General features: G+C 67.8%; 22 protein-coding genes. 15 read left to right on the top strand and 7 right to left on the bottom strand.

All coding sequences use genetic code 11. The features are described 5' to 3' along the window. Positions 1-187: 187 nt before the first annotated feature. Complete coding sequence (locus tag ACCC97_RS04835) at positions 188-2,515, bottom strand: ATP-dependent DNA helicase (protein ID WP_413331731.1); 2,328 nt, start codon at positions 2,513-2,515, stop codon at positions 188-190. A gap of 151 nt (positions 2,516-2,666) precedes the next feature. Here ACCC97_RS04835 and ACCC97_RS04830 point away from each other — a divergent pair, with 151 nt between their 5' ends. From ACCC97_RS04830 to ACCC97_RS04765, 14 genes are all read left to right on the top strand, one after another. Continuing rightward, a complete protein-coding gene (locus ACCC97_RS04830) occupies positions 2,667-6,155 on the top strand; it encodes a response regulator (protein ID WP_413331730.1) in 3,489 nt (1,162 codons plus the stop codon). Then, the gene (locus ACCC97_RS04825) at positions 6,152-7,021 is read left to right on the top strand and encodes a CheR family methyltransferase (protein WP_007832191.1); all 870 of its coding nucleotides are present in this window, start codon (positions 6,152-6,154) and stop codon (positions 7,019-7,021) included. Before ACCC97_RS04830 ends, ACCC97_RS04825 begins: the two co-directional genes overlap by 4 nt. Further along, positions 7,018-7,623, top strand: coding sequence for a chemotaxis protein CheB (locus tag ACCC97_RS04820; protein ID WP_413331729.1), 606 nt, complete (start codon positions 7,018-7,020; stop codon positions 7,621-7,623). Before ACCC97_RS04825 ends, ACCC97_RS04820 begins: the two co-directional genes overlap by 4 nt. Continuing rightward, positions 7,613-8,827 (top strand): ATP-binding protein, encoded by a 1,215-nt coding sequence (locus tag ACCC97_RS04815; protein ID WP_413331728.1) that lies wholly within the window; start codon positions 7,613-7,615, stop codon positions 8,825-8,827. The genes ACCC97_RS04820 and ACCC97_RS04815 overlap by 11 nt, the downstream gene beginning before the upstream one ends. A 16-nt stretch (positions 8,828-8,843) precedes the next feature. Beyond that, positions 8,844-9,200, top strand: a complete 357-nt coding sequence (locus ACCC97_RS04810) for a response regulator (protein WP_413331727.1) — start codon at positions 8,844-8,846, stop codon at positions 9,198-9,200. Positions 9,201-9,280: 80 nt separating this feature from the next. Further along, on the top strand, positions 9,281-10,012 hold the full coding sequence (locus ACCC97_RS04805) for a FadR/GntR family transcriptional regulator (protein ID WP_007832199.1): 732 nt from the start codon (positions 9,281-9,283) through the stop codon (positions 10,010-10,012). Positions 10,013-10,070: 58 nt separating this feature from the next. Further along, the gene (locus ACCC97_RS04800; protein ID WP_007832200.1) at positions 10,071-10,916 is read left to right on the top strand and encodes a substrate-binding periplasmic protein; all 846 of its coding nucleotides are present in this window, start codon (positions 10,071-10,073) and stop codon (positions 10,914-10,916) included. A 34-nt stretch (positions 10,917-10,950) separates the two neighbouring features. Continuing rightward, positions 10,951-11,802: a transporter substrate-binding domain-containing protein gene (locus tag ACCC97_RS04795; RefSeq protein ID WP_007832202.1), complete on the top strand. Its 852-nt coding sequence runs from the start codon at positions 10,951-10,953 to the stop codon at positions 11,800-11,802. A 108-nt stretch (positions 11,803-11,910) separates the two neighbouring features. Beyond that, positions 11,911-12,948, top strand: a complete 1,038-nt coding sequence (locus ACCC97_RS04790) for an L-idonate 5-dehydrogenase (protein ID WP_007832203.1) — start codon at positions 11,911-11,913, stop codon at positions 12,946-12,948. Positions 12,949-12,994: 46 nt separating this feature from the next. After that, positions 12,995-13,660 (top strand): amino acid ABC transporter permease, encoded by a 666-nt coding sequence (locus ACCC97_RS04785; protein WP_007832206.1) that lies wholly within the window; start codon positions 12,995-12,997, stop codon positions 13,658-13,660. A 13-nt stretch (positions 13,661-13,673) separates the two neighbouring features. Next, positions 13,674-14,333 (top strand): amino acid ABC transporter permease, encoded by a 660-nt coding sequence (locus ACCC97_RS04780; protein ID WP_413311751.1) that lies wholly within the window; start codon positions 13,674-13,676, stop codon positions 14,331-14,333. Then, positions 14,330-15,121: an amino acid ABC transporter ATP-binding protein gene (locus ACCC97_RS04775; protein ID WP_007832210.1), complete on the top strand. Its 792-nt coding sequence runs from the start codon at positions 14,330-14,332 to the stop codon at positions 15,119-15,121. Before ACCC97_RS04780 ends, ACCC97_RS04775 begins: the two co-directional genes overlap by 4 nt. Before the next feature lie 27 nt (positions 15,122-15,148). Further along, the gene (gene manD, locus ACCC97_RS04770; protein WP_413311749.1) at positions 15,149-16,360 is read left to right on the top strand and encodes a D-mannonate dehydratase ManD; all 1,212 of its coding nucleotides are present in this window, start codon (positions 15,149-15,151) and stop codon (positions 16,358-16,360) included. Positions 16,361-16,374: 14 nt separating this feature from the next. Further along, positions 16,375-17,883, top strand: a complete 1,509-nt coding sequence (locus ACCC97_RS04765) for a mannitol dehydrogenase family protein (RefSeq protein ID WP_007832212.1) — start codon at positions 16,375-16,377, stop codon at positions 17,881-17,883. A gap of 22 nt (positions 17,884-17,905) precedes the next feature. On the opposite strand, the gene ACCC97_RS04760 is transcribed toward ACCC97_RS04765, so the two are convergent. Then, positions 17,906-18,280, bottom strand: a complete 375-nt coding sequence (locus ACCC97_RS04760) for a hypothetical protein (protein WP_413311746.1) — start codon at positions 18,278-18,280, stop codon at positions 17,906-17,908. Between the two features lie 254 nt (positions 18,281-18,534). After that, positions 18,535-19,482: an adenylate/guanylate cyclase domain-containing protein gene (locus ACCC97_RS04755; protein ID WP_007832214.1), complete on the bottom strand. Its 948-nt coding sequence runs from the start codon at positions 19,480-19,482 to the stop codon at positions 18,535-18,537. 339 nt (positions 19,483-19,821) lie between these two features. Between ACCC97_RS04755 and ACCC97_RS04750 the strand changes: the two genes are divergently transcribed. Next, positions 19,822-20,157, top strand: coding sequence for a hypothetical protein (locus ACCC97_RS04750; protein ID WP_007832215.1), 336 nt, complete (start codon positions 19,822-19,824; stop codon positions 20,155-20,157). A 59-nt stretch (positions 20,158-20,216) separates the two neighbouring features. On the opposite strand, the gene ACCC97_RS04745 is transcribed toward ACCC97_RS04750, so the two are convergent. Genes ACCC97_RS04745 through ACCC97_RS04730 form a run of 4 tightly spaced genes read right to left on the bottom strand, consistent with a single transcriptional unit; the run spans position 20,217 to position 23,157 of the window. Then, positions 20,217-21,185 carry an LD-carboxypeptidase gene (locus ACCC97_RS04745; protein ID WP_007832216.1) on the bottom strand — a complete coding sequence of 323 codons (969 nt, stop codon included), beginning with the start codon at positions 21,183-21,185 and terminating at the stop codon, positions 20,217-20,219. Continuing rightward, the gene (gene tadA, locus ACCC97_RS04740) at positions 21,182-22,300 is read right to left on the bottom strand and encodes a tRNA adenosine(34) deaminase TadA (RefSeq protein ID WP_413331726.1); all 1,119 of its coding nucleotides are present in this window, start codon (positions 22,298-22,300) and stop codon (positions 21,182-21,184) included. The genes ACCC97_RS04745 and tadA overlap by 4 nt, the downstream gene beginning before the upstream one ends. After that, positions 22,290-22,511, bottom strand: a complete 222-nt coding sequence (locus ACCC97_RS04735) for a hypothetical protein (protein WP_413311741.1) — start codon at positions 22,509-22,511, stop codon at positions 22,290-22,292. The genes tadA and ACCC97_RS04735 overlap by 11 nt, the downstream gene beginning before the upstream one ends. Before the next feature lies 1 nt (position 22,512). Continuing rightward, a complete protein-coding gene (locus ACCC97_RS04730; RefSeq protein ID WP_413311740.1) occupies positions 22,513-23,157 on the bottom strand; it encodes an FMN-binding negative transcriptional regulator in 645 nt (214 codons plus the stop codon). Between the last annotated feature and the right edge of the window lie 40 nt (positions 23,158-23,197).

Below are 23,197 nucleotides of genomic sequence, written 5' to 3'. Positions count from 1 at the left end.
GCTGGTGCCGCGCCGCCGCGCCGTGTATTCCTTGTAGCGCATCTCCCTGAGCGGCAGGCCCTGGACGATGTGCAGCAACGCCGCCTCTTCTTCGGGCGACAGGAACCCGCTTTCATAGCGCAGTCCCTCGATGGCGGCCACGGGCGCCTCGCCGAACAGGTCAGGCTGGCCGGCGTGTTCGAGGCGTCTAGCTGCGCGCATCTTCTTCATCGCCTCCGCCCAGTTGCACATGCCACCAGCGCGGCAGCAGCTCCCGGATTTCTGCACGCGCGAAGCGGTCGTCGAGCAGGTGCAGCACGCCACGGTCCTGTTCGGTGCGGATCACGCGGCCGGCCGCCTGCACCACCTTCTGCAGGCCCGGGTACAGGTAGGTGTACTCGTAGCCCTTGCCGAAGCGCGTCTGCATGCGCTCGCGCGTGATCTCGTTGAGTTCGTTGTACTGCGGCAGGCCCAGGCTGGCCACGAAGGCGCCGATCAGGCGGCTTCCCGGCAGGTCGATGCCCTCGCCGAACGCGCCGCCGAGCACCGCAAAGCCGATGCCTTGCCCGCCCTCCTCGAAGCGCGCGATGAAGCCGTGGCGGTCGGCCTCGCGCATGCCGCGCGTCTGCGCCCATACCGGCACGCCAGGATGCCGCAGCGAGAAGGCGGCGCAGGCTTTCTCGAGGTAGTCGAAGCTGCTGAAGAAGGCCAGGTAGTTGCCGGGCAGCCGCTCGAACTGCGCGCCGATGATGTCCGCCACGTTGCGCAGCGACCCCGCACGGTCGCGGAAGCGCGTCGACACATGCATCGCCACCTCGACGCGCAGCTGCTGGCTGTTGAAGGGCGAGGCCACGTCGAGCAGCGCGGTGCCTTCGGGCAGGCCGAGCGCATCGCGGTAGAACTCGAAGGGCGACAGCGTGCCCGAGAAGCAGGTGACCGACACCGCATCGCCGAAGCGCGCCTCCAGGAATGGCGCCGGCACGAGGTTGCGAATGGCGAGGCCGCGATCCTGCTGCGCCGCACCCAGCGTGCGCTCGAACACCGAGTGGTCGCCGAAGGCCTCGGCCAGCCGGGCGAAGTGCAGCGCGTCGAAGAAGAAGCGCTGCAGCGGCCCCTGCGAAGCATCGGGCGTGGCGGCGAAGTACTCGGCCATGGCGGTGTTGGCAGCCTGCAGGGTGCGCAGGAAGCGCTCGGGAATCTCGTCGCCGGTTTCGTAGTCGGCCACCTGGGCCTGCTGCACCGTGTCCCATTCGCGGAACAGCCGGGCCAGCGGATCGCGCAGCGCGGCCGGCGCGACTCGGTGCGCCTCTTCGAGCGCCGCGCCTTCGAGCTGCGCGGTGTACATGCCGCGCGAGCGCTCCAGCAGGTTGTGGGCCTCGTCCACCAGCACGGCCACGCGCCAGTCGGCGTCGCGCATGGTGGCGTAGAGGAAGGCGCTGCTGTCGAAGTAATAGTTGTAGTCGCCGACGATGGCGTCAGCCCAGTGCGCCATTTCCTGCGCGAGGAAATAGGGACACACCTCGTGCACGAGCGCGATGTGGCGCAAGGCTTCGCGGTCGAGCCACGCCACCTGCGCGGCCTGCTCGCGTGCGGCTGGCAGGCGGTCGTAGAAGCCCCTGGCGAGCGGGCAGGCGTCGCCGTGGCAGGCGCGGTCGGGGTATTCGCAGACCTTCTCGCGGGCGGCGAGTTCGAGCACGCGCAGCCGGCCCTGGCCCTGCCCCCTGTCGAGCACGCGCAGCGCGTCGAGCGCCACCGGGCGGCCGGAGGTCTTGGCGGTGAGGAAGAACACCTTGTCGATCCTGCGCGCGGCGCGGGCCTTGAGCAGCGGGAAGATGGTGGCCAGCGTCTTGCCGATGCCCGTGGGTGCCTGCGTCATGAGGCAGCGCCCGCCCATCGCCGCGCGGTAGACGGCCTCGGCCAGTTCGCGCTGGCCCGTGCGGAAGTTGCGATGCGGAAATTCGAGCCGGGCCAATGTTTCGTCGAGCGCGGCGCGGTGGCCGGCTTCACTCGCGGCCCAGGCGCTGTAGCGGCCGCACAGCAGTTCGAAGTGCTCCCGCAGCGCTTCGCGGGTGTGATGCTCTTCGAGCACCGTCTCGTCGCCGGTGGCGAGGTCGAGGTACACCAGCGCCACCGTCATTTCGTCGTGGCCGTCCAGCTCGCACAGCATCCAGGCGTAGGTGCGGGCCTGCGCCCAGTGCAGCGCGCGGTGGTTGCCGCGAATGGCGTCGAAATCGCCGCGGAAGGTTTTTATCTCTTCGACGCGGGCCTTGCGCGCTTCATAACCGTCGGTCCGGCCGCGCACCCGGACCGCACCGCAAGTGGCTTCGAGCCCGACTTCGCAGGCGTAGTGCTCGGGATCGCGCCGGTGCTGCACCAGCGCGTGGCCTGCCATGCCTTCGAGCGCGCTGGGCGCGGGCACGAACCGCAGGTCGAGGTCGCCCGCCTTCGCACCGAAGGCGCACAGGGCCTTGACGGAAACGACATGTGCGGCAACGGTGGCCGCATCATTCTGCGGGTTGGAGGGTGTGGCGCCCATCTGGCAATGCTGTATGAATTCACAGTATAGCCACAGGGGTGCCGACGATAAGGCTTCCTCGCGCACGTCAAAATTGCGACGGGTCCTTCTCCGACAGGGCCCCCCCGATTTATCGGCAAGACTCGATAGGTTTTGCTTACAAATGCGCCTGATGAAAACTCCCACCGCGATCGACCCCGACGACTTCGAGCGTCTGCTGAGCCGCAACCTCAAGCTCCCGCTGATCGGCGGCGTGTTCGGTGCGGTGGTGTTCGTCGGGCTGATCCTCTTCCTGCTGTCGACCATCGGCTGGGTCGAGCACACCGACCGCGTCACCCGTGTCGCCAGCGAGCTGCGGCACCAGAGCGTCGACATGGAGACCGGCATGCGCGGCTTCCTTCTCACAGGCGACGACGCCTTCCTGGAGCCCTACCAGAGCGCCCTGCCCCGCATCAACGGCGACACGGCCACGCTGCGCAAGCTGGTGTCGGACAACCGCCAGCAGGTGGAACGCGTCGACCGCATCGCCGCCATCCAGAACAACTGGAACGAGCTGGCCGCGCAGCTGATCGCCGCGCGCCGTGCCGGCCCGGACCCCCAGCTCGAGGTGCGCCTGGGCCAGGGCAAGCGGCTGGCCGACGCCATGCGCGCCGAGTTCACGGCGTTCATGGAAACCGAGCAGGCCCTGCGCTTCCAGCGCAACAACGACGCCAACCGCACCGCATGGTGGGTGGTCGGCCTGTTCCTCTTGTTCACGCTGGTCATCACCGGGCTGGCGGCCTACTTCGGGCGGCGCCAGCTGGTGCTGCTGTCCGACAGCTACGACGTGGTGCTGAAGGAGCAGGCCGAGCACGCGGACAGGCTCGCCCAGGAGGCCTGGCTGCGCAGCGCGCAGACCGAGCTCGTGGGAGAGCTGGTAGGCGAACTCAGCGCACCGGACATGGGCCGCAAGATCCTCGCGTTCTTCTCGCGCTACCTGGGCACGTCGGTCGGCGCGATGTATGTGCGCGAGCGCCACGGTCCGCTGCGTCGGGCGGCGAGCTATGGCTTTTCGAGCTCGGCCGAGGCGATGCCGCAGGTCTTTTCCCCCACCGAGAGCCTGGTGGGCCAGGCCGCGGCCGAGCGGCGCCGCATGCTGCTCGACCCGGTCGATGCCGACTACCTGAAGGTCAATTCGGGCCTGGGCGAGATGTCGCCCAAGGCCGTGCTGCTGGTGCCCGTTGCCAGCGCCGGCATGGTCAACGGCGTGGTCGAGCTCGGCCTGCCCGGCACGCTGGACGAGCGCGGCAGCCAGCTGATCGACACGGTGGCCGACGACATCGGCAGCTCGCTGGCGGCGGCGCGCTACCGCGAGCAGCTACAGGACGTTCTTGCCCAGACCCAGCAGCTCAACGAGGAACTTCAGGTGCAGCAGGAAGAACTGCGCACCGCCAACGAAGAGCTCGAAGAACAGTCGCGCGCCCTGCATGCCTCGCAGGCCATGCTGGAGAACCAGCAGGCCGAACTGGAGCAGACCAACAGCCAGCTCTCCGAACGCACCGAGGCGCTGGACCAGCGCAACACCGCGCTGCGCCGCGTGCAGCGCGACCTGGAGGACCGCGCCGACGAGCTGCAGCGCGCCAGCCGCTACAAGTCGGAGTTCCTCGCCAACATGTCGCACGAGCTGCGCACGCCGCTCAACAGCGCGCTCATCCTCGCCAAGCTGCTGGGCGACAACCCGCAGGGCAACCTCACGCTGGAGCAGGTGAAGTTCGCGGAGTCGATCTACTCGTCGGGCAACGACCTGCTGGTGCTGATCAACGACATCCTCGACATCGCGAAGGTCGAGGCCGGCAAGCTCGAAGTGGTGCCCGAAGACGTCGCGCTCGCCAAGCTGGCCCGCAGCCTGGAGAGCACCTTCGGCCCGCTGGCGATGCAGAAGAACCTGGGCTTCCGGCTCGAGGTGCGGCCCGACGCGCCGGCCTCGCTGGTCACCGACCGGCACCGGGTCGAGCAGATCCTCAAGAACCTGCTGTCGAACGCGATCAAGTTCACCGACAGCGGCGAAGTGGCGCTGGTCGTCTCGCCGACATCGGACGGTGGCGCCGCCTTCGCGGTCTCCGACTCGGGCATCGGCATCGATGCGCAGCAGCACGAGCTGATCTTCGAGGCCTTCCGCCAGGCCGACGGCACCACCAGCCGGCGCTACGGCGGCACCGGGCTGGGCCTGTCGATCTCGCGCGACCTCACGCAGCTGCTGGGCGGCACGCTCACGGTGCAGAGCGAGCCGGGCCGGGGCAGCACCTTCACGCTGCAACTGCCGGCGAAGGCGCCACAGGCTTCGCCGGGGCTGCCGCAACAGTCGTCGTCGGTCTACACGCCCCGGCCTGCACCCGCACCGTCCGTGCCTTCCGCTGCGCCACTGGCGCCAAAACCCCCTCCCCCGGTGCCCGCACCGCAGTTCGCCGATGACCGCAGCCTCCCGCGCGACCAGGTGCGCCGCGTGCTCGTGATCGAGGACGAGCCGCAGTTCGCGCACATCCTCTACGACCTGGCGCACGAGCTGGGCTACCGCTGCCTGGTGGCGCATGGCGCGGCCGACGGCTTCGAGCTGGCCACGCAGTTCCTGCCCGACGCGATCCTGCTCGACATGCGCCTGCCCGACAGCACCGGGCTCGGCCTGCTGCAGCGGCTGAAAGACTCGCCGCACACGCGCCACATTCCGATCCACGTGGTGTCCGCCGCCGAGAACGCGCAGAGCGCGGCGCTGCAGATGGGCGCCATCGGCTATGCGCTGAAGCCGGCCACGCGCGACGAGCTGAGGAAGGTGTTCGGTCGGCTGGAGGAAAAGCTCACGCAGAAGGTCAAGGTCGTGCTGCTGGTGGAAGACGACGAGCTGCAGCGCGAGAGCGTCATCCGGCTCATCGGCGACGAGGACATCGAGATCGTTGCCGTCGGCTCCGGCGAGGAAGCGCTGGAGCTGCTGCGCACCCGCGTGTTCGACTGCATGATCACCGACCTGAAGCTGCCCGACATGCAGGGCAGCGAGCTGCTCAAGGCCATGGCAGCTGAAGAGATCGTGTCGTTCCCGCCGGTCATCGTCTACACCGGGCGCAACCTTACGCGCGACGAAGAAGCCGAGCTGCAGCGCTATTCGCGCTCGATCATCATCAAGGGCGCCCGCTCGCCGGAGCGCCTGCTCGACGAGGTGACGCTGTTCCTGCACAAGGTGGAGGCAGAGCTGTCCAGCGAGCGCCGGGGCATGCTGAAGACGGCGCGCGGGCGCGACCGCATCTTCGAGGGCCGCACCATCCTGCTGGTGGACGACGACGTGCGCAACATCTTCGCGCTGACCAGCGCGCTGGAGCAACGCGGCGCCATCGTGGAGATCGGCCGCAACGGCCGCGAGGCGCTGGAGCGGCTCGACCAGGTCAGCGAGATCGACCTCGTGCTGATGGACGTGATGATGCCGGAGATGGACGGCCTCGAAGCCACGCGCCGCCTGCGCGGCGACCCGCGCTTCGAGAAGATGCCGGTGATCGCCATCACCGCCAAGGCCACCAAGGACGACCGCGAGCAATGCCTGGCTGCCGGCGCCAACGACTACCTCGCCAAGCCGGTGGACCTGGAACGCCTGTTCTCGCTGCTGCGCGTGTGGATGCCGAAGATGGAGCGCCTGTGACCACGCGCCCCGGCACATCGCAGGCTGCGCAGACGCCGCCGCTGCACCCGCTGAGCGACACGGAGATCGAGCTGCGCCTGCTGATGGAAGCCATTTACCTGAAGTACAGCTACGACTTCCGCAACTACACCGTGGCCTCGCAGAAACGCCGCGTGCTGCATGCGCTCGAGCAACTCGGGCTGCCGAGCATCTCGGCGCTGCAGGAACGGGTGCTGCGCGAGCCATTGCTGTTCGGCCGGCTGCTGCAGTTCCTGACGATCCCGGTGAGCGAGATGTTCCGCGACCCGGCCTACTTCCTGGCCTTGCGCGAGCATGTGGTGCCGATCCTGCACACCTACCCTTCCGTCAAGGTCTGGGTGGCGGGTTGCAGCACGGGCGAGGAAGTGTTCTCGCTGGCCATCCTGCTGCGCGAGGAAGGCCTGCTCGCGCGCACGCAGATCTACGCCACCGACATCAACCCCGCTTCGCTGGAGAAGGCGCGGCTGGGCATCTTTCCGCTGGAGGCGATCCGCGGCTACACCGCAAACTATCAGCGCGCGGGCGGACGCAGCGCGTTCTCCGACTACTACACCGCCGCCTACGACGCCGCGCGCTTCGACCCTTCGCTGTGCGCCGACGTGATCTTTGCCGACCACAGCCTGGCCACCGACAGCGTGTTCGCCGAAACCCAGCTGGTGTCGTGCCGCAACGTGCTGATCTACTTCAACCGGGAGCTGCAGGACAGGGCGCTGGGCCTGTTCCACGAGTCGCTGTCGCATCGCGGCTTTCTCGGGCTGGGCTCGAAGGAAAGCATCGACTTCTCGGGCTACTCCAACCGTTTCGATACGCATGCGCGTGCCGAGCGCATCTACCGCAAGGCCACATGAACCGCCACCTTCGCTCACCCGTTCGCAAGCGCGTGGACGCCGTGGTGCTCGGCGCCTCGGCCGGCGGCATCGATGCGCTCTCCGCGCTGCTGCACGGCCTGCCCGCTGGTTGGCAAATTCCGATGGCGGTGGTCCTTCACCTGCCCGAGGGGCACGAGAGCCACCTCGCCGAGATCTTCGCGCAGCGCCTGCCTATTCCGGTGCACGAGGCCGCCGACAAGATGCCGCTGGCGGCCGGCAGCCTTTACTTCGCGCCGCCCGGCTATCACCTGTCGATCGAGCGCGAGCGCACCTTCTCGCTGAGCTGCGAGCCGCCGGTGCTGTTCTCGCGGCCGTCCATCGACGTGCTGATGGCCTCCGCCGCCGACGCCTATGGCCCTGCCCTCGCCGGCTTTCTGCTGACCGGCGCGAACGAAGACGGCGCCGAAGGCCTGCGTCGCATCCATCTGGCCGGCGGACTTACCGCCGTCCAGGAACCGAAAGAAGCACAGATTCCCACCATGCCCCAAGCCGCCATAGCGCGCCACGCTCCCGACTACGTGCTTCCCCTGCGCGAACTGCGCACCTTGCTGCTTCAACTGGAGGCCGCCCATGAACATTGACGTCCAGAGCAAGCTGCTCATCGTCGATGACCTGCCGGAAAACCTGCTGGCGCTGGAGGCGCTGATCCGCGCGCCGGGGCGCATCGTGTACCGCGCCGCCTCGGCCGACGCCGCTCTCGCGCTGCTGCTGGAGCATGAATTCGCGCTCGCCATCGTCGACGTGCAGATGCCGGGCATGAACGGCTTCGAGCTGGCCGAGCTGATGCGCGGCACCGAGCGCACGCGACACATTCCCATCATCTTCGTGAGCGCAGCCGGGCGCGAGCTGAACTACGCCTTCCAGGGCTACGAGAGCGGCGCGGTCGACTTCCTGCACAAGCCGCTGGACCCGCATGCGGTGGTCAGCAAGGTGCACGTGTTCGTCGACCTGTACCGGCACCGCAAGGCGCTGCGGCACGAGATGGAATCGCTCGCTGCCGCGCACCGCAAGCAGGAAGAGCTGGTGCAGCAGTTGCAGCAGACGCAGCACGAACTGGAGCGCGCGGTGCGCATGCGCGACGACTTCATGTCGATGGTGTCGCACGAGCTGCGCACACCGCTCAACACGCTGTACCTCGAGGCGCAGCTGCGGCAGCTGCACCTGTCCAAGGGCAATCTCGCCAACTTCGCGCCCGAGCGGCTGCCCGCGATGATCGAGCGCGACCAGCGGCAGATCCGCAACATGGTGCGGCTGATCGACGACATGCTCGACGTCACGCGCATGCGGCGCGACGCGCTGTCGATCAAGACCGAGCCGGTCGACCTGGCCGCGCTGGCGCGCGCAGTGGTGGAGAACCTGCGCCAGCAGGCCGAAGCCGCGGGCTCGGCCATCACGCTGATTGCGCCCGCCGAACTGCACGGCGTGTGGGACGAGTTCCGCATCGAACAGGTGCTGACCAACCTGCTGACCAATGCCCTGCGCTACGGCGGCGGCAAGCCGGTCGAGATGGCGGTGCAGCAGATGGGAGGCACCGCCCGGGTGGCCGTGCGCGACCAGGGCATCGGCATTGCGCCCGAAGACCAGGAGCGCATCTTCAAGCAGTTCGAGCGCACCAAGGACAGCCGCAAGCACGCGGCCGGGCTGGGCCTGGGCCTGTACATCACGCACAAGATCGTGAGCCTGCATGGCGGACAGATCGGAGTGGAAAGTGCGCCGGGCGAAGGCTCGCGCTTCGTGGTCGACCTGCCGCTCGAGCCGCCGGCCATACTTCCCTCTTCAACCTGAAGGAAAGAAACCCCTCGTGAACGTGCTGATCGTCGACGACAACAAGGCAGCGGCTGACCTGCTGCAGGAACTGCTGGGCCTGTTCGGCCACACCGCGCGCTGCACCTACACGGCGCAGCAGGCGCTGGACGCGGCCGCCGCCGAGAGCTTCGATGCCGCGCTCATCGACCTCACGCTGCCCGATTTCCCGGGCCCCGAGGTGGCGCGGCGGCTGCGCGCCAGCACCACCCAAGGCACGCCGAAGCTGTTGATCGCGATCTCGGGTTTTTCGGCGGAGGACGCGGGCAGCGAGGCGGCCGAAGGGCTGTTCGACCACCACCTGCAGAAGCCGATCGACATCGACAGGCTCGGCGGCCTCCTGGCGCAGGGCTGAGCGCGGCCGGCAGCCGGCAGCCGGCTAGTGGTAAACCACTATCGGCAAATTGGTGAACCACTTTTAGACTGGCTCACCACATGGCGACCATTCACGAACTCCCCCGCCTGCCTGCGACCGAGCCGGATTCCGACCGCTCCTACCAGAAGCTCGCAGCCAGCATCGCCGCCCTCATCACCGAAGGCGAATTCAAGGTGGGCGACCGCCTGCCGTCCGAGCGCGCACTGGCCGACCGCTTCGGCGTGAGCCGCACGCTGGTGCGCGAGGCCATCATCGTGCTGGAGATCCAGGGCAACGTCGAAGTGCGCGGCGGCTCGGGCATCTATGTCTGTGCGCCGGCACCCGGCGCGGTGGCGCCGGCCTCGGCCTACACCCTGTCGCCCGGCCCGGGCCCCTTCGAGCTGCTGCGCGCGCGCTGCCTGATCGAGGCCGAGATCGCGGCGGTGGCCGCCGAGAGCCGCAAGGACAGCGACCTCGACCGCATCTACAGCGCGCTGGCCGAGATGCGCGAGAACATGCACGACAAGGAGGCCAACGAAGCGGCCGACCGCCTGTTCCACCTGCGCATTGCCGAGTCGACCGGCAACAGCGTGCTGCTGCAGATGGTGACCGCGGTGTGGGACCACACCAAGGCCCCGATCTGGTCGCAGCTGGAGGCCCACTTCCACACCCCGGCGCTGCGCCGCGCCTCGCAGGACGACCACCAGCGCGTGTTCACCGCCCTGCTGGAGCGCGACGCAGACGCGGCCCGCAAAGCCATGCGCGCGCACATCGAGCGCGTGATCAGCGAATTCGCGCAAGCCTGGCGCTGAGCAGGCACCCGGCGTCCGGCCTGCCGGCCGGCGCCACCCGAACCACGGAGACAAGACCATGAGATCCACCGTCCTTCGGCGATGCCGCATCGCCGCGCATTGCTTCGCCCTGACATTGCTGGCCGCTACCGCGGGTGGCGCGTCCGCCCAGCCGGCGCCCGGCGCCAGCCCACGCATCGACGCCATCCGCAAGGCCGGCGAACTGCGCGTGGGCGTGCTGCAGAACGCCCCCTGGCTGATGGAAAACACCACCGGCCAGGGCGAACCGTGGAGCGGCCCGGCCTGGCTGCTGGCCACCGAATACGCGAAGCTGCTGGGCGTGAAGCTGCGCACCGTGCCGGTCTCACACGAGACCAAGGTGCCGGTGCTCGCGGCCAACCAGGTCGACATGACCATCAGCCCCCTGGGCGAAACGCCCGAGCGGCTCAAGGTGGTCGACTTCGTCATCTACTCCGCCACCAGCGTGTGCATGTTCGGTCGCGCCGACAACGCGAAGCTGGCCAAGGCCGCCTCTGTGGACGACCTCAACCAGCCCGACGTGACGATCGCCTATTTCACCGGCGGCGCCGAGGAAGGCTGGGTCAAGGAGCGCTTCCCGAAGGCGAAGCTGCGCGCCGTCGCCAGTTCGGGCGCCACCGCCCCCATCGAGGAAATCATGGCGCGCCGCGCCGACGCCGCGCCGATCAACCGCGTGCCATGGGTCGGCCTGCAGCAGAAGGTCAAGGGACTGGCCGTGCTGCCGAAGGACAACAACTGCCAGTCGAGCACCGAGAAGGCCTCGCCCGTCGGGCTCGCGGTGGACAAGAACCAGCCGGCGTACCTGAACTGGCTGCGCGAGGTCGCCAAGGCGCAGAAGGCGCGCCTGGACGCGGACGAGGCCCGCATCGTCGGCACGCTCAAGTGAGCATGAATCCCAGCAACATCAGGAGACAGACAGCATGACGAAGATCAAGACCTTCCTGGCGCGCGCATCGCGCGGTGCCGTGTTCGCTGCAGCACTCGCGGCCCTGGGCTCGACGGCCCTGGCGCAGACCCCGCCCGCGCCGGGTGCCAGCCCCCGCATCGACGCCATCCGCAAGGCCGGCGTGCTGCGCGTCGGCGTGGTCAACAACCCGCCCTGGCTGGTGCAGAACACCAGCGGCGACGGCGAAGACTGGGCCGGCCCGTCGTGGATGCTGGGCAAGGAATTCGCCAAGCTGCTCGGCGTGAGGATGATGCCGGTGGCGGTGAGCCACGAAACCAAGGTGCCGGCGCTGGTGGCCAACCAGATGGACATCATGATCGGCCCGCTGAACCAGACGGCCGAGCGCGCGAAGATCATCGACTTCGTCACCTTCTCCAGCACCGGCGTGTGCATGTTCGGACGCGCCGACAACCCGAAGTTCACCGGCGCGAAGACGCTCGAGGACTTCAACAGGCCCGAAGTCACCATCGCCTATTTCTCGGGTGCCGGCGAAGAGCCGCTGGTGCGCCAGCAGTTCCCGAAGGCCAAGCTGCGCGGGGTGGCCAATTCAGGCTCGGTCGCGCCCATCGAGGAAGTGATGGCCGGGCGCTCCGACGTGGCGCCGCTCAACCGCATGCTGTGGCCCAACATCAGCAAGAAGGTGAAGGGGCTGGCCGCGTTCCCGAAGGAAAACGACTGCCAGGACAGCAAGATCTTCGAGATCCAGTCCGGCATGGGCGTGGCCAAGGAACAGCAGGTGTACCTCGACTGGCTGCGATCGGTGGCGCAGCGCATGCAGCCCGCGCTGACCGCGGAAGAGCGGCGCATGACGCAGAACCTCAAGTAAGTCGAGCGCCTTCGGGCGCTTCCTCCACCTCCCATCGAAGTCTTTCGGGCCGCCGCCATCAGAGTGGCCCGCGGGGACTCCCTTGCTCATCATTTCCAGATCTTCATCATGTTGAACTGCCAGATCCACGGTGCCCGCGACCTGCGCGTGGAAGACGTGCCCACGGAAACGCTCTCGCCCACGCAGGTGCGCGTCGGCGTCAAGGCCGTGGGCATCTGCGGCTCCGACCTGCACTACTACCAGCACGGCCGCGTCGGCGACTTCCTGATCCGCGCCCCGCTCACGCCGGGCCACGAAGCCTCGGGCCAGGTGCTGGAAGTGGGCGCGCAAGTGACCTCGGTGCGCGCCGGCGACCGCGTGGCGCTCAACCCCTCGCGCACCTGCGGCCACTGCCGCTTCTGCCGCGTGGGTGCTTCCAACCACTGCGAGAACGTGCACTTCTTCGGCAGCGCGAGCAAGTGGCCCCACATGCAGGGCGCGATGCGCGAGCAGGTGGTGGTGGAAGCGAGCCAGTGCGTGCCCGTACCCGACGGCCTGTCGTTCGAACTGGCCGCCTTCGGCGAGCCGCTGGCGGTGGCGCTGCATGCGGTGCAGGAGGCCGGCTCGCTGCTGGGCAAGACGGTGATGGTGATCGGCACCGGCCCCATCGGGGCCCTGATCCTCATGGCCGCGAAGCTGGCGGGCGCGAGCCGGCTGATCGCGGTGGACATCCAGGACCAGACGCTGGCCGCCTGCACCCGCGTGGGCGCCACGCAGACCATCAACGCCGCGAAGGACCCGGCGGCACTGGACGCGCTGGCCGAGGGCAAGGGCCAGGTCGACGTGAGCTTCGAGGTGTCGGGCAACTACGCAGGGCTGGCCAACTGCATCCGCCTCACGCGCCCGCGCGGCACCGTCGTGCAGGTGGGCACACTCAACGGCAGCAGCGAGGGCTGCCCGTTCAACCAGGTCATGGTGAAGAGCCTCACCTACGTTGGCACCTTCCGCTTCATCGGCGAGTACGCATGGGCGGTCGACTACCTGAGCCGCGGCGTGCTCGACGTGTCGCCGCTGCTGACCGACGCACTGCCGGTGTCGCGCGTGCACGAGGCCTTTGCGCTGGCCGCCGACCGGCAGCGCGCCATGAAGGTGATGGTCACGTTCTGAAGAACGCACCCGCCCTTCCCTTCATCACCTCACGGGGATTATTCCCATGAACTTCGATTTCTCGCCGATCGCGGACAACTGGCGCTTCTTCGCCAGCGGCCTGGGCATGACCGTGCTGCTGAGCATCGTCAGCGCGGCCACGAGCCTGCTGGCCGGGCTCGTGATTGCGCTGTTGCGCCTGTACGGCCCGCGCTGGCTGCGGCCGCTGCTGGTCTTCTACATCGACTCGATGCGCGCCATTCCGGTGCTGGTGGTGCTGATCTGGATCTACTTCGCGTTCCCGATCATCGCGAACGTGACCTTCCCGCCCTTCTGGGCGGCGCTGGTCGCGCTCACGCTGCACATCGCGGCCTACGCGGCGGAGGTGATCCGCGCAGGCATCGAGTCGATCCGGCCGGGCCAGACGCGCGCCGCACTGGCGCTGGGCATGTCGCGCGCGCAGATTTTGCGCAAGGTGCTGCTGCCGCAGGCCATCGTGCGGATGCTGCCGGCCTTCGGTTCGATCCTCACCATCGCGATCAAGGACACGGCCATCGCCACCGTGATCGCGGTGCCCGAGCTGATGCACCGCGCCGAAACCGTGGCCGGCCAGAGCTACCGGCCGGTGGAGGTGTTCACCGCGGTGATGGTGGCGTACTTCTGCATCCTGTTTCCCGTCACGCGGGGCGTGGACCGGCTCTATCGCCGCTTCGCGCACCTTGGCCGCTCGTAGGAAAGACACAGCCATGACATTCGATTGGTCCGTGATCTGGACGCACCGCGCCGCGCTGCTCGAAGGCGCCGCCCTCACCGTGGGCCTGACCGTGCTCACGATGCTGCTGGCAGTGCCCGGCGGCATCGTGCTCGCGCTGATGCGCCTGTCGCCCAACAAGCTGCTGCAGTCGGTTTCGCTCGGCTTCGTGGAGTTCTTCCGCAACCTGCCGCTGATCCTCGTCATCTACTGGGCCTTCTACGTGATGCCCATGGCCTTCGACGTGCAGTTCTCGGCCATCACCACCGCGCTCGTGGCGCTGGTGCTGAACGTCGCGGCCTACAACGCCGAGACCTTCCGCGCAGGCATCAACTCGATCCGCAAGGGGCAGATGGAGGCCGCGCTCGCCATGGGCATGTCGCGCCGCCAGGCGATGTTCAAGGTGGTGATCCCGCAGGCCGCGCGCCGCATCCTGCCGGTGATCGCGAGCACCTGGATCTCGCTGTTCAAGGACACCTCGCTGGTCTCGGTCATCGCCGTCAGCGAGCTGGCCTACACCTCGATGCAGATTCGTGCGCAGACCTTCCGCGTACTGGAGATGCTCACCGCCATGGCCGTCATCTACTGGCTCATGGGCTACCCGCAAGCCAAGCTGGTGGACTGGATCCACCGCAAATACGGAGTCAAGGAATGAACGCAACCACCCCAACCGCTCTTTCCCCGGCGCGCAAGAACGCCGACCAGCCGCCCGTGCTGGTGTACGAGAACGTCCGCAAGCTGTACGGCGACTTCGTGGCGCTGCGCGGCGTGTCGCTGCAGGTGCACAAGGGCGAGGTGATGTGCCTGATCGGTCCCTCGGGCTCGGGCAAGTCCACGCTGCTTCGCTGCACCAACGCGCTGGAGGCCATCGACGGCGGGCGCGTGCTGGTCGACGGCGTGGCGCTGCCCTCGCAGGAGTCGCAGGTGCGCAAGGTGCGCCAGCGCATGGGCATGGTGTTCCAGAGCTTCGAGCTGTTCCCGCACAAGTCGGCGCTCGACAACGTGGCGATGGGCCCGGTCACAGTGCTGGGCATGCCCGAGGACAAGGCCCGCGCCCGCGCGATGGTGCTGCTGGAAAAGGTGGGCCTGGCGAACAAGGCCGGCAACTTCCCGGCCAACCTCTCGGGCGGCCAGCAGCAGCGCGTGGCCATTGCCCGCGCGCTGGCGATGGAGCCCGAGGTGATGCTGTTCGACGAGCCCACCTCGGCGCTCGACCCCGAGACCGTCGGCGAAGTGCTGAGCGTGATGCAGAAGCTCGCGCAGGAAGGCATGACCATGATCGTGGTGACGCACGAGATGGGCTTCGCGCGGCGCGTGGCCGACTGGGTGGTGGTGTTCGAAGCCGGCGCCATCATCGAACAGGGCCCGCCCACGCAGATCTTCGACAACCCGACGGTGGAGCGCACCCGCGACTTCCTCGGTCACCTCGGCTGGAACGGCTGAACCACACACCCCCTGAAGCCACGCATCATGAAAATCACCAACGCACGCGTCATCGTCTGCAGCCCCGGGCGCAACTTCGTCACCCTCAAGATCGAAACCGACGAGGGCCTCACCGGCATCGGCGATGCCACGCTCAACGGACGCGAGTTGGCCGTGGCGGCCTACCTCACTGAGCACGTCATTCCCTGCCTGATCGGGCGCGACGCGCAGCAGATCGAGGACATCTGGCAATACCTCTACAAGGGCGCCTACTGGCGCCGCGGCCCGGTCACCATGACCGCCATCGCCGCGGTCGACACCGCGCTGTGGGACATCAAGGCCAAGGCCGCGAACATGCCGCTGTACCAGCTGCTCGGCGGCAAGAGCCGCACCGGCGTGATGGTGTACGGCCACGCCAACGGCCGCGACATCGAACAGACGGTGGACGAGGTGCTTCGCTACAGGGACGAAGGCTACCTGGCCATCCGCGCACAGAGCGGCGTGCCGGGCCTGGAAAAGGTGTACGGCGTGGGCCGCGGCACCATGTTCTACGAGCCGGCCGACGCTGACCTGCCCAGCGAGCACGACTGGTCGACCGCCAAGTACCTGGAGCACACGCCGAAGCTCTTCGACGCAGTGCGTAGCGCCGTGGGCCCCGACATCCACCTGCTGCACGACGTGCACCATCGCCTGACGCCCATCGAGGCCGGGCGGCTGGGCAAGTCGCTCGAACCCTTCAACCTGTTCTGGATGGAAGACGCGACGCCGGCCGAGAACCAGGAAGCCTTCAGGCTCATCCGCCAGCACACGACCACACCGCTGGCCGTGGGCGAGATCTTCAACAGCATCTGGGACTGCAAGGACCTGATCGAAAACCAGCTGATCGACTTCATCCGCACCACGGTGGTCCACGCGGGCGGCATCACCCAGCTGCGCCGCATCGCCGACCTGGCTTCGCTCTACCAGGTGCGCACCGGCTGCCATGGCGCGACCGACCTGTCGCCGGCCTGCATGGGCGCGGCGCTGCACTTCGACATGTGGGTGCCCAACTTCGGCATCCAGGAATACATGCGCCACACCGACGAGACCGATGCAGTGTTCCCTCATGCCTACAGCTTCGCCAACGGCATGCTGCATCCAGGCGAGGCACCGGGCCATGGCGTGGACATCGACGAGAAGCTCGCCGCCAAGTACCCGTACCAGCGCGCCTACCTGCCGGTGAACCGGCTTCAGCACGACGGCACGCTGTGGAACTGGTGAACGGGGAAAGCGCCATGGCACGTCTGCATCCCGGCACCCTGCCCTCGCTGCCCGCCGACGTGGCAAAACCGCGCTATGTGCGCGATGCGCTGCAGGCCGGCATCGTCCACCTCGGCGTGGGCGCCTTCCATCGCGCGCACCTTGCGGTCGTCAACGAGGCCGCGCTGCATGCCAGCGGCGACCTGCGCTGGGGCACGGTGGGCGTGTCGCTGCGCGCGGCCGATACGCGCGATGCGCTGCAGCCGCAAGGCGGCCTCTACACGCTGGCACTGCGCGATGCGGCCGACGACGGCAGCCCGCGCGAGGCGCTGCAGGTGGTGGGCAACCTGCTCGACGTGCTCGTGGCGCCGGAAGACCCGCTGGCCGTGCTCGAACGCCTCGCCCATCCGGACACGCGCATCGTCACCCTGACGATCACCGAGAAGGGCTACCACCACGACCCGGCCACCGGCGCGCTGCGGCTGGACGACGCCGGCATCGTGCACGACCTCGCGCACCCGCAAGCGCCGCGCACGATGCCCGGCTTCGTCGTGCACGCGCTGAACCTGCGCCGCCAGCGCGGGCTGCCGCCCGTGACGCTGCTGTCCTGCGACAACCTGCCCGCGAACGGCGACACGCTGCGCGGCATCGTGCTGGCCTTTGCGCAGCAGGTCGACGGCGCATTGCACGGCTGGATCGGCGCGCACTGCACCTTCCCCAATTCGATGGTCGATCGCATCGTGCCGCGCACCACCGACGCCGATCGCGAACGCATCTCCGCGCGCCTCGGCGCCGAAGATGCATGGCCGGTGATCGGCGAGCCCTTTCTCGAATGGGTGGTGGAAGACCGCTTCGCCAACGGGCGCCCCGGCTGGGCCGCGGGAGGCGCGCGCTTCGTCGAGCATGCGGAACCCTTCGAGCGGCTGAAGCTGCGCATGGTCAACGGCAGCCATTCGGCGCTCGCCTACCTGGGTACGATGGCGGGCTTTCGCACGGTGGACCGCGCGATGGCGGAGCCGGCCTTGCGCAACTTCATCGATGCGTTGATGCGCGAAGAGATCGCCCCCACGCTGCCGGCCATGCAGGGCCTCGACCTGGACAGCTATCGCGCGCGGCTGCTGCAGCGCTTCTCGAATCCCGCGCTGCAGCACCAGACGAAGCAGATCGCAATGGACGGCTCGCAGAAGCTGCCGCAGCGCCTGCTCGGCACCGTGCGCGACCGGCTCGCTGCCGGACAGCCCATCGACCGGCTCGCGCTCGCCATCGCCGCATGGATTCACTACCTGCGCGGCGTGGACGAGACCGGTGCCACGCACGACATACAAGACCCTCTCGCCGAAGCACTGGCCCACCGGCTCGTGCAAGCCGACGCGGCACCGTCGGTGCAGGAGCGCGTTGCCTTCTTCGCGGGGTTCGCGCCAGTCTTCGGCGAGCTCGGCGGTGAACCGCGCTTCGTCGCGGCAGTGGCGCGCCAACTGGCCGTGCTCGAGACGCGCGGCGTGCTTGGCGCCCTGGCCGTCTTCGACACGACGGCCAGCGGCTGACGTCCGGCTCTGCGGCGGCGCCTCAACGCTTCTTGCGGCGCCCCTTGTAGGCGGGCATGGCCTCGTAGCGATAAACGCGGAATCCGTCCTTCTGCATGAAGCTGACCGGCTCCCAGCCGCGTGCCAGCGCGCAGTCGGTGATCTGCGCCATCTGCACGCCCAGGTAGTCCTGCAGGCTGTCGGCCACAGCGAGTTCGAATTTCTTCAGTTCGCGGTCCAGCGATTCCACCGCCGCAATGGCGGCCTCGACGCGGGTGAAGGGACGCACATGCGTCATCCCCTTGCTGCTCGCCGCAGTGCGCTCCTTCGCGGGATGTTCCGCGCTGAAATTCACGCTGGCTCCGCCTTCCATGCCGTTGAGGCCACCGATGGCACCCATGCTGCTCATTGCGTTCATGCCACGACCCGGCTCGCGCAGCCGGCCTCGAACTGTTCCACCATGTTCCTCGCTCCTACGGCGTTTCAGCGCCGGTCGAGCGATACAAGGCAAGCAGCATGCCCTGCGAAAAACTGCTGGCGGGCATCCAAAAACCAGCGCCTTCGCCGCACAAATGTGTACTTGCGTGACTTTTTGGTCACTTCCCAAAACAAAATTGGCATGCCAGTGTGCATGCCATGCTTCTCAAGCCCTGAGGCAGCGGCCGCGCAGCGTCAACGCGCAATCTCCCGGCGCGACAGCATCACATCGCCGCTGTTGGTGTTGAAGGCGATGGTCGGCGCGCTGACATCGCTGAGCGGCGCGCCCAGCCCGATCTCTCCGCGCCCGTGCAGCACGCATTCCTCGCGCCGCAGGGCGATCTCGGTGCTCGGTCCGCCGTTGCCATGGAAGCGCACCCAGGTGCCATAGGTGCTGACGTCGATCAGCACACAGCTGCCCTGTCGCAACTCGATGCGCGCATGCAGCCGCGAGACGCGGGGATCGTTGACCACGAACTGGGCGTCATTGACGCGCCCGAGATGGATCGGGAGTTCTTCGGTACGGAACATCGAACGAACGTCGAGCCAGGCCAGTTCGATCTGGCCGAACGTGGAGTCCGGCATCCGCAGCGGAGCGAGCGCCGCAGGCACGGTGAGGAAGCTCGTCACCTCCTCCTGCCAATCGATACGGTGCACCACCGACATCTCGCTGCGGCCGCGGATGTTGATGAGGCCCAGGTCGCGGTGCTGCACCGTGCCTTCGCGCAATTGCGAGATGACCGCGTCGGTCACCCAGATCTGGCCGGGACCGGCCAGGTCGCTCAGGCGCGAGGCCAGGTTGACGGCGTCGCCGTAGCAGTCGCCCTCGACCTCGACCACCTCGCCGCTGGCCACGCCGATCTGCAGCGCCATGCGCAACGGCACAGGCCACGCGAGCAGCCGCTTCTGGTGATAGCGCTGCAGCTCGACGACAGCGTGCGTGGCGGCTGCACCACTGGAGAAGATGGCGAACACGCCGTCTCCGAGCGACTTCACCACCCGGCCGCCATGCGCCTGGCACACGCCGCCGATCCATTGCGTCAGCCGCGTCACCGTTTCCGTGGCCCGCGCATTCCCCATGGCCTCGAAGACTCTCGTACTCCCCGTCAAGTCCGCGAATACGACTGTGGAATTGACACCCATATTGTTGTGATTCTCGATTTTTCTATCGCAGGTTGTGAACGTTCAGGCTCTCTACCTTCCTCCGCAAACAGCTCTCCTGGCTATATCCATCGCGCACAAAAAGAAACGGCGTGCGCTCTCTTCGTGTTGACCGCTGGGTATACCCCGTTGGGCACGGAGCAGACATACCAAGGGTCTTTTGGCCGCTTGTAGTACTTTTGAAAACAAAATACAACGACGGCGAAAAACACTAAGCCAAGGGTGTTGTTTACAAACAAGAAACATCGTTTCAGATCTTGTGGAACTCCTGACTGAGGCTTAAGGTAGCGGCCGTCCTGGCTTCCCACACGCATCCCGTCCATGCTTCTCCGCCTCCTTCGCCTGCTGAACGTACCCGGCTCCGGATCCCGCCAGGCGACGGAGAGCCAGCTGGGGCGCATTCGCACTGCGATGCTGTCGGTGCTCCAGGGCCATGGCGGCCACTCGGTGCAGCGCGTCAGCCAACGCGTGCGCTTCGCGGCCGACGTCGAGGCACTCTGGTACCTGCGACAGGACGTGATGATGGCGCTGAGCGCCATCGATGGCGAAACCGCCGCCCGCCGCCAGATGAAAGCCATCAACAGCATGTTCAAGGGCGGATTGCCGGGCTCGATGGGGCCTCGTGCGCACCAGCGCTTTACCAGCAACAACAGCTGAAGCTGCGGCGGCCCTTCGGGGCCGTTTTTCTTTTTTCGATTTCTTCTCCCTGCCCGTGGTCAATGGGCGTGTTGATGATCATGTTCGTGGTGGTGCCCGTGCGCCGACGCGTGCAAGTGGCCCCAGACGAGGAAGACGTCGCGCCCTTGCGCCGCCATCGACACCTTCGCGCCCACCGGCAGCAGCACCTTCGTGGGCACGTGGCCGAACGGCAGGCCCGCCAGCACCGGCACCTTGAGCGAAGCGCGCAGCCGGTCGATCACCGTGTCCAGGCCAAAGCCGCGGTCGTAGCCCGGCACCTTGCGGATACCCGTGAACTGCCCGAACACGATGGCACGCTGGCGCGCCAGCACGCCGGCCATCTTCAACTGGTCGAGCATGCGTTCGATGCGGTACGGATGCTCGTTGGTGTCCTCGATGAAGAGCACTCCCTTGTCGACCGCGGGAAAGTATGGCGTGCCAAGCAGGCTGGCCAGCACGCAGAGGTTGCCACCCCACAGCACCGCGTCCTGCACCGGCTTGAACTTCAGGTCGGCATCGCGCGCCGGCATGCGCCAGCCGGTGCCTTCGCCCTGCCCGCTCACGAGGTCGTCGAAGCAGGCTTCCATGATGTCGTCAGGACCGGCCTCAGCGCCGAAGTCTTCACCGAGCGCAGGGCCCGACCAGCTCACGGCGCCGGTCTTGACCAGCAGCGCGCTCTGCAGCGCGGTGAAGTCGCTGCAGCCGACGAACTCGGTGCCCTTGCCGATCGCCTTGGCCACGGCCTTGTAGGGAATGGCATCCAGGATGCGCGTGAGGCCGTAGCCGCCGCGCGCGATGAGCGCGACGTCGGCACCGCTTGCTGCGGCGCGCGAAATCGCGGCGAGCCGCGTGGCGTCGTCGCCCGCGAAGCGTTGGTACGCCGAGAGTGCCGCCTCGTCGATTTCGACTTCATGGCCCAGCGCCTGGAGCCGCTTGACGCCGCGCCGGAACGCGGCCTTGTCGCGGACCGCGCTGGCGGGGGAATAGATATAGATGTGTTTGCTCACGTGTTCGAGTATCCCATTGCGTTTCGCGCCTGCAGCACGAACGTTCGAGCTTGCGCCGGCGCAGGTCCCGAGGACGTGGCGATGGGGCCGAGCGCGCGCAGCGCGGCTTCGTAGCCCCGATCGGGGAAAGGTGCGCGCCATGCGCCCCCGATTTGCTCGCCGCCGTCGGGCACGAGCAGCATCGCCGCGAAACGGCCGGGCGCCGCGGCCTGCAGCAGCGCGGCCAGGTCGGTCGCGGCCGCGCTGTGCGCAAGCACCATCGCGCCGGGCTGCATGCGATCCAGCCATTCGAGCAGCACGTCGCGGTGCCATTCAAGGCGATGCGGCGCTTCGCGCTTGGGCTTGTCGCTCTTGCCGAAACCGATCAGGTCGGGCACGAGCGTGCGCAGCCCGGGCAGGCCCACGAGCTGCCGGAAGAAGTAGCCCCATTCGCCCGGGCCGTGCAGGCACAGGCAGCAGGCTGCTTCGCCTTCACCGCCTTCACCGCCTTCATCGACGTAGTGCATGCGCCAGCCCTGCTGGCTCGGCAGGTCCTGCACGTAGTGCGGCGCGAAGGCGTAGCCGGCCAGCGCGTCGAAGCGTTCCTGCGGCGTGCGCAGCGCGTCGTCGCGCAAGGGTTCGGCCTGCGCGCGCGCGACGCTCCGGCGCTGCTGGAAGAAGGCCTGCAGCACCGCGGCGCACTCCTGCGCCAGCACCCCGCCCTGCACCAGCGTGCGATGGTTCAGCCGAGGTTCGGCGAAGAGATCGAGCACCGAACCGGCTGCACCGGTCTTGGGATCGGTCGCGCCGTACACGACGCGCGCCAGCCGCGAATGCAGCATTGCCCCCGAGCACATCGCGCACGGTTCCAGCGTGACGAACAGCTCGCAGCCATCGAGCCGGTAGTTGCCGAGCGCTGCGGCACCGGCGCGCAACGCGTTGATCTCGGCATGCGCGCTCGGATCGTGCTGTGCGACCGGCGTGTTGCGGCCTGTCGCGATCAGCTGGCCGTCCTTGACCAGCACAGCGCCGACGGGCACTTCGCCAGCCTCGGCGGCAAGCTGCGCCTCGGCGAGCGCGAGCGCCATCCAGTGCGCATCGCCCGGCATCGGCGCGGGAATGGCCTCAGTTGTCATCCGGCATCTGGCGCGCCTTGGTCGCCGCGTCGAGCGCTTCCTTGACCTGTCGCTGCACCTGTTGCGCATTCACAGGCGCTTCGCCTGCTGGTGCAGCAACGCCGGGCACGGCCGGCCGCGAAGAAGAAGCCATGCTCGTCATCTGCTTCTTCGCAACCAGCCCGGCGATCACGAGTGCCAGCACGAGGCCGATGAGTCCGAGTCCGCGCATCTCAGCGTTCCTGCGCCACGGGCGCATCGGCCGTCATGCCGAGCCGGCCCATCCACACGGCAAGCGCCTGCTCGTCCGGCGTGCCCGCGCTGTAGACCGCGTGCATCGCGGCATGCGACTCGCGGCGGTGCTGGTTGAGCTTGACCTTGCATTGCAGCGCCGTCACGCGCAACTCGAAGCCCGTGATGCCGGCCAGCATCTTGAGCTGGAATTCCTCGCCCAGGTCGCGCCACTGCTGCGCATAGGCGGGCTCGTGGTCGCCGATGAGTTTCTTGAGCAGCGCGTCCTTGTCCGCGGACTCCTCGATCAGCCGGGCCTCGACGGTGCAGTGCACGGCCAGGTAGTTCCAGGTCGGCACGCGGGCCAGGTCAGGGTACACCGAAGGTGACAGGTACGAATGCGGACCGAGGAAGGTGACGACCGCCTTGGGGCGCGCCTGCAGGTAGCGCCAGTGCGGATTGGGCTTGGCGCAATGCCCCAGCAGCACCAGTTCGTCGCCTCCGCGCGGCTCGGCCACGAGCGGCAGGTGCGTGACGTACGGCAACCCGTCGTCGTCGTTCGAGATCAGGCTCGCGAACGGGTGCGAGCGCATCAGCTCCAGCGCGATGGCCGGGTCCTTGGCATTGAACTGCGGGGGCATGTACATGGGCGTTTTTCCTCGTGGCGAGGCCCGATTGTCCCCGAGC

Source organism: Variovorax sp. Varisp85, from assembly GCF_047304045.1.
Lineage (GTDB): Bacteria > Pseudomonadota > Gammaproteobacteria > Burkholderiales > Burkholderiaceae_C > Variovorax.
This window is presented reverse-complemented; position numbering and strand designations above follow the sequence as displayed.

Coding starts and splice junctions, on each gene's coding strand:
- ACCC97_RS04835 (WP_413331731.1), bottom strand. CDS start 2,515: ATGGGCGCCACACCCTCCAACCCGCAGAATGATGCGGCCACCGTTGCC.
- ACCC97_RS04830 (WP_413331730.1), top strand. CDS start 2,667: ATGAAAACTCCCACCGCGATCGACCCCGACGACTTCGAGCGTCTGCTG.
- ACCC97_RS04820 (WP_413331729.1), top strand. CDS start 7,018: ATGAACCGCCACCTTCGCTCACCCGTTCGCAAGCGCGTGGACGCCGTG.
- ACCC97_RS04815 (WP_413331728.1), top strand. CDS start 7,613: ATGAACATTGACGTCCAGAGCAAGCTGCTCATCGTCGATGACCTGCCG.
- ACCC97_RS04805 (WP_007832199.1), top strand. CDS start 9,281: ATGGCGACCATTCACGAACTCCCCCGCCTGCCTGCGACCGAGCCGGAT.
- ACCC97_RS04800 (WP_007832200.1), top strand. CDS start 10,071: ATGAGATCCACCGTCCTTCGGCGATGCCGCATCGCCGCGCATTGCTTC.
- ACCC97_RS04795 (WP_007832202.1), top strand. CDS start 10,951: ATGACGAAGATCAAGACCTTCCTGGCGCGCGCATCGCGCGGTGCCGTG.
- ACCC97_RS04790 (WP_007832203.1), top strand. CDS start 11,911: ATGTTGAACTGCCAGATCCACGGTGCCCGCGACCTGCGCGTGGAAGAC.
- ACCC97_RS04785 (WP_007832206.1), top strand. CDS start 12,995: ATGAACTTCGATTTCTCGCCGATCGCGGACAACTGGCGCTTCTTCGCC.
- ACCC97_RS04780 (WP_413311751.1), top strand. CDS start 13,674: ATGACATTCGATTGGTCCGTGATCTGGACGCACCGCGCCGCGCTGCTC.
- ACCC97_RS04775 (WP_007832210.1), top strand. CDS start 14,330: ATGAACGCAACCACCCCAACCGCTCTTTCCCCGGCGCGCAAGAACGCC.
- manD (WP_413311749.1), top strand. CDS start 15,149: ATGAAAATCACCAACGCACGCGTCATCGTCTGCAGCCCCGGGCGCAAC.
- ACCC97_RS04765 (WP_007832212.1), top strand. CDS start 16,375: ATGGCACGTCTGCATCCCGGCACCCTGCCCTCGCTGCCCGCCGACGTG.
- ACCC97_RS04760 (WP_413311746.1), bottom strand. CDS start 18,280: ATGAACGCAATGAGCAGCATGGGTGCCATCGGTGGCCTCAACGGCATG.
- ACCC97_RS04755 (WP_007832214.1), bottom strand. CDS start 19,482: ATGGGTGTCAATTCCACAGTCGTATTCGCGGACTTGACGGGGAGTACG.
- ACCC97_RS04750 (WP_007832215.1), top strand. CDS start 19,822: ATGCTTCTCCGCCTCCTTCGCCTGCTGAACGTACCCGGCTCCGGATCC.
- tadA (WP_413331726.1), bottom strand. CDS start 22,300: ATGACAACTGAGGCCATTCCCGCGCCGATGCCGGGCGATGCGCACTGG.
- ACCC97_RS04735 (WP_413311741.1), bottom strand. CDS start 22,511: ATGCGCGGACTCGGACTCATCGGCCTCGTGCTGGCACTCGTGATCGCC.
- ACCC97_RS04730 (WP_413311740.1), bottom strand. CDS start 23,157: ATGTACATGCCCCCGCAGTTCAATGCCAAGGACCCGGCCATCGCGCTG.